At 59.1% G+C, this 230-nt stretch carries 1 pseudogene; it reads right to left on the bottom strand.

Annotated elements, in window-relative coordinates:
- Window positions 1–230: pseudogene (locus R0J88_RS24055) on the bottom strand (poly-beta-hydroxybutyrate polymerase); the annotation flags it as partial.

Below are 230 nucleotides of genomic sequence, written 5' to 3' on the forward strand. Positions count from 1 at the left end.
GTCGAGAGTGGCCGGGTTCCGAGATGATGCCGGCGTTATGGCCACCATTGGCCAGCACGAAGGTCATTTCGCTATCCGCGAACAGATGCAATTTGTAGACCGATTCCCAAGGGGCGACGTGATCATCCTCGGTCCCCACCGCAAAGATGGGCGCGCGGATATCGGAAACGCTGACGGCCTTGCCAGCGACTCGATAGTGGCCTTCGGCCAGGTCGTTGTTCAGATAGAGG

The sequence above is a fragment of the Pseudoalteromonas sp. SIMBA_162 genome, from assembly GCF_046535955.1.
Taxonomy (GTDB): domain Bacteria; phylum Pseudomonadota; class Gammaproteobacteria; order Enterobacterales; family Alteromonadaceae; genus Pseudoalteromonas; species Pseudoalteromonas marina.